Here is a 3032-nt window from a genome sequence, read left to right on the forward strand (position 1 = left end):
CTCGCGCACGCCCAGCAGCGGCGCCTGGATCAGGCCCAGCCCGGCCGCGCAGGCGCCCAGGTAGGCCTCGGCGCTGTTGACGGTGACGCGCCCGGCCATGGCCTGGAACTGGGCGCCGCCGTTGCCATCGTCGGTTTCAAATCCGGCGGACCGGGTGCCCAGCGTGCTCACGTAGTGCACCAGCTCGTGCTGCGCCAGATCGTCCAGTGCGCGCGGCGTGCCCTTGCGCGCCAGATAGGCGGGGCTGGCGCAGGTGGCCACGCGCACCAGTCCCAGGGGGCGTGCCACCAAGCCGGGCTCGGCCACTGTGCCCACGCGGATCACGCAGTCGAACCCCTCGCGCACGAGGTCCACGCGGCGGTCGGTGCTGCTCAGTTCCACTTCCAGCAGCGGGTGGCGTTGCATCAGCTCGGGCAGGCGCGGCAGTACCAGTTGGCGCGCGATGCCGGTGGACATGTCGATGCGCACACGCCCCCGCAGGTTGGCGCCCTCGGGGTCGGCGAACAGGGTCTGCAGCTCTTCCACATCGTCCAGCAGGTCCTTGCACCGCTCGTAGTAGACCTGCCCGTCCTGCGTGAGCTGCACACGCCGGGTCGTTCGGTGCAGCAGGCGCGTGCCCAGCTGGGCCTCAAGCTGCTGCACAGCCAGCGAGGCGTTGGCTTTGGGGATGCCCAACACCTGGGCCGCCTGCGTGAAGCTGGCCAGCTCGGCCACGCGGGCAAAGATCTGCATGCGGTCCAGGGGATTCATTGGTCAGTCCTTTTGAACAATCAATCTAATTTTGCCCAGTTTATGTATTCGGCGGCGTTCAATAAAGTTCTCACATGCCGGCCGCACCGTGCGGCTTGCAGACCAACCAAGGAGCTTTCCCATGACCGCATCGACCCTCACCTCCTTCACCCCCATCGTTCTCATCACCGGCGGTAGCCGTGGCCTTGGCCGCAGCGCTGCGCTGGCGGCTGCGAAGAGCGGCATCGACGTGGTGCTGACCTACCGCCAGCAGGCCACCGAAGCCCAGGCCGTCGTGGCCGAGATTGAGGCCCTCGGCCAGCGCGCCGTGGCGCTGCCGCTGGATGTAGGCGACGTTGCCAGCTTCGGCGCGTTTGCCAGCCAACTGGCGCAGGCCCTGCAGTCCGGCTGGCAGCGCGAGCGCTTTGACTTCCTGGTCAACAACGCGGGCATGGGCGTGCACGCGCCGTTTGCCGAGACCACCGAGGCGCAGTTCGACGCGCTGGTCAATGTGCACCTCAAGGGCGTGTTCTTCCTCACGCAGCGCCTGCTGCCCCTGATGAACGATGGCGGCCGCATCCTTAACCTGTCCTCGGGTCTGGCCCGCTTCGCGTTGCCGGGCTATGCGGCCTATGCAGCCATGAAGGGCTCCATCGAGGTGCTGAGCCGCTACCTGGCCAAAGAGCTGGGTCCGCGCGGCATCGCGGTGAACGTGGTGGCGCCGGGCGCCATCGAGACCGACTTCGGCGGCGGCGCGGTGCGCGACAACGCAGAACTGAACGCCTTCATCGCCGGCCAGACGGCCCTGGGCCGGGTGGGCGTGGCCGAGGACATCGGCCCGCTGGTGGCCGCGCTGCTGCAGCCGGCTACACGATGGGTGAACGCACAGCGTATCGAGGCCTCGGGCGGCATGTTTCTGTGACGGCCAGCGCCTAAGCCTCGTCTAAGTCTGCGCTCCCACACTGCCTTCCATCGCAATCTCAGCCAAGGAAGGGCAGACACCATGAACACCGTTGCAATCACCCCTCGCCGTCTCATCCTGGCCCTGGTGGCCGCCGGCGCCATCGGCGGCACCGGGGCGGGGATCGTCGTGGGACACCGCGCGCTGGCCACGCCGGCGCCCATCGCCACCGCCAGCACGCCCGCCATCCAGGCGGCGGCACCGGGGGCGGCAGCGCTGCCCAGCTTTGCGCAGATCACTGCGCAGAACGGTGCGGCCGTGGTCAACATCAGTGTGACCGGCAGCACCAAGGCCGCGATGGCCGGCGACGAGGATGACGAAGATGACAGCCAGCCCGCTGCGCGCCAGGGCCGTGGTCCGCAGATCGACCCCAACGATCCGTTCTACGAGTTCTTTCGCCAGTTCGGCTTTCCCGCGCCTGGCATGCAGGCACCGCGCAACGTGCCCACGCACGGCCTGGGCTCGGGCTTCATCGTCAGCCCCGACGGGCTGGTGCTGACCAATGCGCACGTGGTCAAGGGCGCCAGCGAGGTGGTGGTCAAGCTCACTGACCGGCGCGAGTTCCGCGCCAAGGTGCTGGGCGCAGACGCCAAGACCGACGTGGCCGTGCTCAAGATCGACGCCAAGAACCTGCCCACCGTGCGCCTGGGCAGCACGCGCGATCTGCAGGTGGGCGAATGGGTGCTGGCCATCGGCTCGCCCTTCGGCTTTGAAAACAGCGTGACTGCGGGCGTGGTCAGCGCCAAGGGCCGCTCGCTGCCCGACGACAGCCTGGTGCCCTTCATCCAGACCGATGTGGCGGTGAATCCGGGCAACTCCGGCGGGCCGCTGTTCAATGCGCGCGGCGAGGTGGTGGGCATCAACTCGCAGATCTACAGCCGCTCCGGCGGCTACCAGGGCGTATCGTTCGCCATCCCCATCGAGCTGGCCGGCAAGATCAAGGACCAGATCGTCGCCACCGGCAAGGTGCGCCACGCGCAGCTGGGCGTGGCCGTGCAGGAGGTGAACCAGGCGTTTGCCGAATCCTTTGCGCTCGACAAGCCCGAAGGCGCGCTGGTGGCCAGCGTCACGCCCGGCGGCCCTGCCGACAAGGCCGGCCTGCAGCCCGGTGACGTGATCCGCCAGGTGGACGGCCAGCCCATCGTGGCCTCGGGCGACTTGCCCGCCTGGGTGGGCCAGGCGCAGCCCGGCCAGCAGGCCAAGCTGTCGGTGTGGCGCCAGGGCAAGCCTGTGGAACTGACCGCCACCCTGGGCGATGCCAGCGCCAAAGCGGGCAGCAAGCAGGCGCGCAATGACGACGAGGCCGTGCGCAAGGGCCAGCTGGGCCTGTCGCTGCGCCCGC

3 protein-coding genes are annotated in these 3032 nt (G+C 68.9%); 2 read left to right on the forward strand and 1 reads right to left on the reverse strand.

Annotation, left to right across the window (positions count from 1 at the left end; translation table 11 throughout):
• On the reverse strand, positions 1-750 hold a 750-nt coding region (locus tag MRY84_RS14010), incomplete at its 3' end, for a LysR family transcriptional regulator (protein WP_291506329.1).
• A 121-nt stretch (positions 751-871) separates the two neighbouring features.
• Here MRY84_RS14010 and MRY84_RS14015 point away from each other — a divergent pair.
• On the forward strand, positions 872-1651 hold the full coding sequence (locus MRY84_RS14015; RefSeq protein WP_291506330.1) for an SDR family oxidoreductase: 780 nt from the start codon (positions 872-874) through the stop codon (positions 1649-1651).
• Positions 1652-1732: 81 nt separating this feature from the next.
• The coding region (locus MRY84_RS14020) for a Do family serine endopeptidase (RefSeq protein WP_291506331.1) at positions 1733-3032 on the forward strand (1300 nt) is incomplete at its 3' end.

The organism is Acidovorax sp. (assembly GCF_022763525.1).
Taxonomy (GTDB): Bacteria; Pseudomonadota; Gammaproteobacteria; order Burkholderiales; family Burkholderiaceae_C; genus Acidovorax.

Coding starts and splice junctions, on each gene's coding strand:
- MRY84_RS14015 (WP_291506330.1), top strand. CDS start 872: ATGACCGCATCGACCCTCACCTCCTTCACCCCCATCGTTCTCATCACC.